6 protein-coding genes are annotated in these 6,840 nt (G+C 49.8%); 3 read left to right on the forward strand and 3 right to left on the reverse strand.

The window, feature by feature from the left end; all coding sequences use genetic code 11:
• From N4310_RS06925 to dusB, 3 genes are all read left to right on the forward strand, one after another.
• Window positions 1-737 (forward strand): YdcF family protein (locus N4310_RS06925; RefSeq protein WP_420832906.1); only part of this gene is annotated, 737 nt, incomplete at its 5' end.
• Window positions 738-807: 70 nt separating this feature from the next.
• On the forward strand, window positions 808-1,680 hold the full coding sequence (gene hslO, locus N4310_RS06930) for an Hsp33 family molecular chaperone HslO (RefSeq protein WP_160332787.1): 873 nt from the start codon (window positions 808-810) through the stop codon (window positions 1,678-1,680).
• Window positions 1,667-2,653: a tRNA dihydrouridine synthase DusB gene (dusB, locus tag N4310_RS06935; RefSeq protein WP_262092604.1), complete on the forward strand. Its 987-nt coding sequence runs from the start codon at window positions 1,667-1,669 to the stop codon at window positions 2,651-2,653. Before hslO ends, dusB begins: the two co-directional genes overlap by 14 nt.
• Window positions 2,654-2,848: 195 nt before the next feature.
• Here dusB and N4310_RS06940 read toward each other — a convergent pair whose 3' ends face one another.
• Genes N4310_RS06940 through N4310_RS06950 form a run of 3 tightly spaced genes read right to left on the reverse strand, consistent with a single transcriptional unit; the run spans window position 2,849 to window position 6,269 of the window.
• On the reverse strand, window positions 2,849-3,355 hold the full coding sequence (locus N4310_RS06940) for a GNAT family N-acetyltransferase (protein ID WP_262092605.1): 507 nt from the start codon (window positions 3,353-3,355) through the stop codon (window positions 2,849-2,851).
• Window positions 3,356-3,372: 17 nt separating this feature from the next.
• Window positions 3,373-5,811: an ATP-dependent Clp protease ATP-binding subunit gene (locus N4310_RS06945; RefSeq protein ID WP_262092606.1), complete on the reverse strand. Its 2,439-nt coding sequence runs from the start codon at window positions 5,809-5,811 to the stop codon at window positions 3,373-3,375.
• Between the two features lie 2 nt (window positions 5,812-5,813).
• A complete protein-coding gene (locus tag N4310_RS06950; RefSeq protein ID WP_160332793.1) occupies window positions 5,814-6,269 on the reverse strand; it encodes a CtsR family transcriptional regulator in 456 nt (151 codons plus the stop codon).
• Window positions 6,270-6,840: the final 571 nt, after the last annotated feature.

The raw sequence follows: 6,840 nt of genomic DNA on the forward strand, positions 1-6,840 counted from the left end.
TTGCTTTTTTTTGCACTCTGAATTACAAAAAAAGTTGCATGGAGAGCAAGCTTTCCACACAACTTATTATAGAACCTGAATTCTTTCTCCAGTACCGCCTCCTGGACATCCCCTACTATTTTGCCATTTACACCTATATCCTTTTTGGCATCACCTTTACCGGATTTTTAATTTATTCTTGGCTTTATTTGCATTTGCCTAAAAAGAAAAATTATGACTTCATCATCATCCATGGGGCCGGCCTCCTGGGCGGTGAAAAGGTGACACCCCTGCTCCGGAAGCGGGTAGATAAGGCCATCGAAGCCTTCCGCAAGTCCACCAATCCAGCCATCCAACTCATCGCCAGCGGCGGCCAAGGACCCGATGAAAAAATCAGCGAAGCCCAGGCCATCCAAAACTACATCCTGGAAACCACTGACATCCCGAAAACGGCTATCCTCCTGGAAGACCGCTCGGTCAACACCTACCAGAACCTGCTCTACTCCAAGCAACTGGGCGAAAGCCTGGTCACAGACCCTCGCTTCCTCTTTGTCACCAACGACTACCATGTCTTCCGCACCAGCATCTACGCCCAACAAATCGGCATGAAAGGCGACGGCCTCGGCTGTAACACCGCCAGCTACTACATCCCCAGTGCCTTCCTCCGCGAACTCGTCGCCATCATCGTTCGCCTCAAATGGCTCTACTTCGTCTTCTACGCCCTCTTCTTCTTACTAATCTGGGCGTCCTTCCATTAAAACCTACTGAGAAAGAGACAGACAAATCATCCCACTGTCTCTCTCTCAGTTTTTTGTTATAATGGAAAACATGGATACTTTAATCAAAACAATCGCAAAAAATGGGGCCTTTCGGGCCTATGTCGTAGATGCGACCGAAACCGTACGGGCAGCGCAGGAGGCTCATCAGACCTTGGCTTCTTCAACTGTTGCTTTGGGGCGGACACTGATTGCCAATCTGATGCTGGCAGCCAATCAAAAGGGCGACAGCAAGATCACCCTCAAGGTGATTGGTGATTCCTCCTTTGGTCACATCATTTCTGTTGCCAACACCCAGGGTCAAGTCAAGGGTTACATCCAGAATGCTGGGGTAGACATCAAAAAAACGGCCACCGGTGAAGTTCTGGTTGGACCGTTTATGGGAAATGGCTTCTTTATCGTTATTACAGACTACGGGATGGGCAATCCCTACACATCTACCACTCCACTGATCAGCGGGGAAATCGGCGAGGACTTTGCCTACTACTTGACTGAGAGTGAGCAGACACCGTCTGCGGTTGGGCTCAATGTCCTGTTGGATGAACATGACCGTGTCAAAGTGGCTGGTGGTTTCATGCTGCAAGTGCTTCCCGGTGCCAAGGAAGCGGACATTGCCCGCTTTGAGAAACGGATTCAGGAGATGCCAGCCATTTCCAGCTTGTTGCAGTCGGAAGACCACATTGAGGCCTTGCTGACAGCTATTTATGGGGACGATGCCTATAGCCGCCTGAGCGAAGAGCCAATCGCTTTTCATTGCGACTGTAGCCGCGAACGGTTCCTCAACGCCTTGGCTAGCCTGCCCAATCAGGACTTGCAAGAGATGGCCGACCAAGACAAGGGAGCTGAGATTGTCTGTCAATTTTGCCAAAAAGAATACCGATTTACCGATCATGATTTAGAGGAACTCATCAATGAAAAATCTTAATACTCCGTTCAAAATTGGAAGTGTCGAGATTCCCAACCGGACGATCCTAGCCCCAATGGCTGGGGTCACCAACTCTGCCTTCCGGACAATTGCCAAGGAGCTTGGCGCTGGTCTGGTGGTGATGGAGATGGTCTCTGATAAGGGGATCCAATACAATAACGAAAAAACGCTCCACATGTTGCATATCGACGAGGGAGAAAACCCTGTCTCCATTCAACTTTTCGGGAGTGACGCGGATAGTCTGTCTCGGGCTGCGGAATTTATTCAGGAAAATACCCGCACCGATATCGTGGACATCAATATGGGCTGCCCGGTCAACAAGGTTGTGAAAAACGAGGCGGGGGCTAAATGGCTCAAGGATCCCGATAAAATCTACCATATCCTCAAAACTGTCAAGTCCCACTTGGATATTCCCCTCACCGTCAAAATGCGGACCGGTTGGGCGGATCCAAGCTTGGCTGTTGAAAATGCCCTCGCAGCTGAAAGTGCCGGGGTGGATGCCCTAGCCATGCACGGCCGGACCCGGGAACAAATGTACACTGGTGTCGCTGACCTGGAGACCCTCCAAACAGTGGCCCAAGCCCTAACCAAAATCCCCTTCATTGCTAACGGAGACATCCGAACCGCCGAAGAGGCTAAGCAACGCTTGGAGGTTGTCGGTGCTGATGCCGTCATGGTCGGCCGCGCTGCAATGGGAAATCCTTATATCTTCAACCAAATCAACCACTACCTCGAAACCGGTGAGCTCCTCCCTGATCTCAGCTTTGAAGACAAGATGCGTATTGCCTACGAGCACCTACGCCGCCTCATCAACCTCAAGGGTGAGTACGTTGCCATCCGTGAGTTCCGCGGCCTCGCTCCCCACTACCTCCGTGGTAGCTCCGGTGCAGCCAAACTCCGTGGTGCCATCGCCCGTGCCGAAAGCCTCGCGGAAATCGAAGACCTCCTCCAATTGCAGGAGGTTAAGAGCTAATTCTTTCATAAACAAACACCCCCATCGACAGCAATCCTCACAAAAGGAAGGCAGCAATGGGGGTATTTTTTGTCAAGCCAGTTCGGCAGCTCACAGGCAATCCTCTTTCAAGTCCTGGATAGTTTCTTGGAGTACCTGAAGATTCTGATTCAGCTTCAGCAAGACCAGCGAGCCTTGAATTCGGACTAGCACCTGCTAGACTTCTTTCAGATAGAGAAAATCTGTTTGAACCTCATCTCCCATCACAAAGTCGTGGTGACCGACCTGCCGAAAGCCATTTTTCTGATAAAAGCCCAGAGCTGGGACGTTGTGTTCCCAGACTCCGAGCCAGATAGCGGTTTTCCCCCATTTGCGGGCCTGATCTAGGGCAAAATCCATCAACTCTTGCCCTAACCCCCGGCCCTTATGATCTGGATGAATATAAATCCGCTCAATTTCCAAACTATTTTCATGGATAGACTCCGTTTGGGCCTCGCCTTCGTTGAGGCGCAGGTAACCGAGAATCTGCTCCCCTTCTTGGTAGAAGTAATAAGCGACTTGAGGATCCCCTAATTCTTTCTTCAAACGGGACAAGTCATAGGCTGTATCCAAGTGCTCCTGCAGATTTTCCTCAGAAGTTGTTCCCTGAAAGGTAGCCCGGTAGGTGAGGCAGCTCAGGTCTTGGAGTAGCTGAACCTCCTCCAAACTGACTGGTCGAATCATATCCGCCTAATTCCTTCCTAAATTTGAATATTCATTTTCAACTGGCCACCCTTAACTCCAATTTTCAAAATTGATCCCGGTGGCAAGTCCCCAGCCAAGAGGTATTCTGATAGAGGATCTTCCACTAAACTTTGTAGAGTTCGACGAAGTGGCCGGGCCCCATTTTCCGGATCATAACCCTTTTGCGCCAAGAGTTTCAAAGCGCTCGGCTGGAACTTCAAGGTGACATCCTTAGCCTTCAAGGCTGCAATCATCGGTTTGACCATCACCTTGACAATTTCCTGCATTTGCTCGGCCGTGAGGCTATGGAAGACAACCTTTTCATCAATCCGATTCAAGAATTCCGGACGGTAGGTCTTTTTCAATTCCTCAAACATCCGTTGCTCCATATTTTTAGGATCAAAGCGCAGGTCCCCTGCGCCAAAGCCGACAACCTTGTCATCGCGGAGAGCCGTGGCGCCCAAATTGGATGTCATGATAATCAAGGTGTTGGAGAAATCCACCTTGCGCCCCCGACTATCTGTCAGAACCCCATCGTCAAGGACCTGCAAGAGCAGATTGAAGATATCCGGATGGGCCTTCTCCACCTCGTCAAAGAGAAGTACCGAATAAGGACGATTACGGACCTTCTCGGTCAATTCTCCGCCTTCTTCATAGCCCACATAGCCCGGAGGGGCTCCGTTTAAACGGCTGGCCGCAAACTTCTCCATATACTCACTCATATCAAAGCGGATCAAAGCCTCTTCATCATCAAAAAGCAACTCTGCCAAGGCCTTGGCCAATTCTGTTTTCCCGACCCCAGTTGGACCCAAGAAGAGGAAAGAACCAATCGGCCGCTTGCCAGTCTGTAGCCCTGAGCGATTGCGACGAATCGCCCGACTGATGGCTGAAACAGCCTGGTCCTGGCCAATCACCCGCTTGTGGAGCTCCGCCTCCAAGTTTAAGTATTTCTTAGACTCCGAATGAGATAACTTCTGCACCGGAATCCCCGACAAACGACTCAAGGTTTCCAAAACATCTTCAGCCGTCACCCGATACTGGAACACCACCGGCTTCTGAGCCTCTTTGACCAACTTACGGGCCTTACTAAACTCTTCCTGCATCAAAGCCCGATCCAGCGCGGTCAAACCATTACTGTCGTATTCTGAGCTAGTCAAGCTGCGGTTCTGGACAGTTGCGGCTGCTTCATCCAAGAGGTCAATGGCAGAATCTGGTAGACGTTTGGCGGTCAAATACCGCTTGGCTGTTTGGACAGCCGTTTGCAAGGCCTCATCCTCGATGGAAACCTGGTGGTGCTCCTCATAACGCGGCCGGAGCCCCTGTAAAATAGCCAGGGTATCTGCTTCCTTGGGCTCTTCAATGGTCACCTTGGCAAAGCGACGAACCAAGGCCGCGTCTTTTTCAATATGCTTCTGGTATTCCTCTTGGGTCGTCGCCCCAACCGTCCGTAGACTACCGCGCGCCAAGGCTGGTTTAAGAATGTTGGCGGCATCCAGGGTGGAATCAATCCCGCTACCGGAGCCGATAATGGTGTGGAGTTCATCAATGAAGAGGATGATATTGCCTTCTTTTTCAATATCCTCAATGATATTGTTCATCCGCTCCTCAAAATCTCCACGGAAGCGCGTGCCGGCGATCACATTCATCAAGTCCAACTCCATCACCCGCATGTCTTGAAGAGCTACGGGAATCTGACCTTGGGCAATCCGCTGGGCTAATCCCAAGGCTAAGGCAGTCTTACCGACCCCGGAATCCCCCACCAGCACGGGATTGTTTTTGGTCTTGCGGCTGAGGATGTGGATCATCCGGTCGATTTCTTCCTCCCGCCCAACAACAGGCTCCAAGAGGCCGGCATGGGCAGCAGCAGTCAAGTCACGACTATAATCTTCAAGACCACCACTTTGACTCGGGGGCATGCCCATCATGTTGGCCATTTGCTGAGAACTTGGCCGGCTACCACGGAAAAACTGCCGAATGGCCTTGATCTCATCCTTGGACCAGCCTGCCCGCTCCTCAACATCCTTGCGCAACTCCTGCAATTTTTTGGACTCCTCTTTATGCTCGGGATCAAAGCCAGATGCATAGAGGAGCTGGGTTGCCAAGGATTCTCTTTCTTTTAAAAGGACAAGAAAAATATGCTCCGTCCCCAGCTCATCCTCACCTAAGTGCTGGGCCAACGCCTCACCCCGCTCGAAGACTTTTTCCATCAGCGGAGAAAAAGGAAAGATCTTTAAGTTCTTCGATTTCCGATAGGGATAACCGATAACCTCTTCGACTTTTTCTTCCAAAAGATCTAAATTAATCGGCGAATCCTTAAAGACGGAGCCGACAATACTATAGGGATTGACTAAAAATCCGGTCAATAGGTGCCAGGTCTCTAAGTGGTCTCGGCCGTAATTATTGGCAAAGGCATGAGATACTTCGAGAGTCTCAATTAGTGCGTTTGAATACTTCATTCTTATCCTCTTCTGTCAATTTCTTTCAATAATTGGCGCATCATCTGAGTCCGCAAATGAGGACCGTCTGGGCCAAGGACACTATCCAGGGCAACAGCCAGCAGCCAAGTTGCCTCACGTCTGGCCAAAAGCCCTTCTTCAACGAGGAGCCACAAAAGATCTTCATAAACTTGCTCGCTTAATTGGGAAGCCAACTTTTCCTGGAGCTCCAATAACATCTGGTGGTGGTTGGAGTAAGAAATGCGCGCAATCCGGATATAGCCACCGCCCCCACGCTTACTCTCGACAAGGTAGCCCTTACTTTCTGTAAAACGAGTCTTAATCACATAGTTAATCTGGCTAGGGACCACTTGAAAGAGTTCCGCTAGCTCACCCCGCTTGAGCACCGCCATATCCATCTGCTCCAAGAGCTGCTTGATATGTTCTTCAATATTATCGGAGGTATTTCTTGCTACCATGGAAGTCCTTTCTAATTTACTGAGCACTCCATCTTCGTCACTTGGTCTCCCAAAGTACTTATTCGTAAAAGAAACCCAAAAATGAAATCTGACTATCTTTGACTTTTATTATATCCTAATTCTCACCAGAATTAAAGGATTAAAAAGGTCTAGTAGACCTTGAAACCCGAGCCTAAAAATTCAAAAGCGAGGTGGGGCGGGGAACCTTTTTAACCCGAGCCCAAAAATTCAAAAGCGAGGTAGGTCTAGTAGACCTTGAAACCCGAGCACAGAAATTCAAAAGCAAGGACAGGTTCGGGGAACCTTGAAATCCGAGCCCAAAAATTCGAAAGCAAGCCAGGGAGTGCAGACCTGATTAACTCCAGTCTAGAAGTTGAAAAGCCAATGGATTCCCGAATCAGGCAGGGAACTCATTAGAGGTCGCTGCCGTCCATCACCACAGTCGCTAATGGTTTCAAAAAGTGTGCGCCAAATGAAAAAGGCAGGGAAACAAGGGTTCTTTGTCAAGTTGTGTGGAATCCCTGAAAACTGACAATATAGAATAAAGACAATCTTCCTTCCTCCCCTCCTT

Source organism: Streptococcus danieliae (genome assembly GCF_025447695.1).
Lineage (GTDB): Bacteria > Bacillota > Bacilli > Lactobacillales > Streptococcaceae > Streptococcus > Streptococcus danieliae.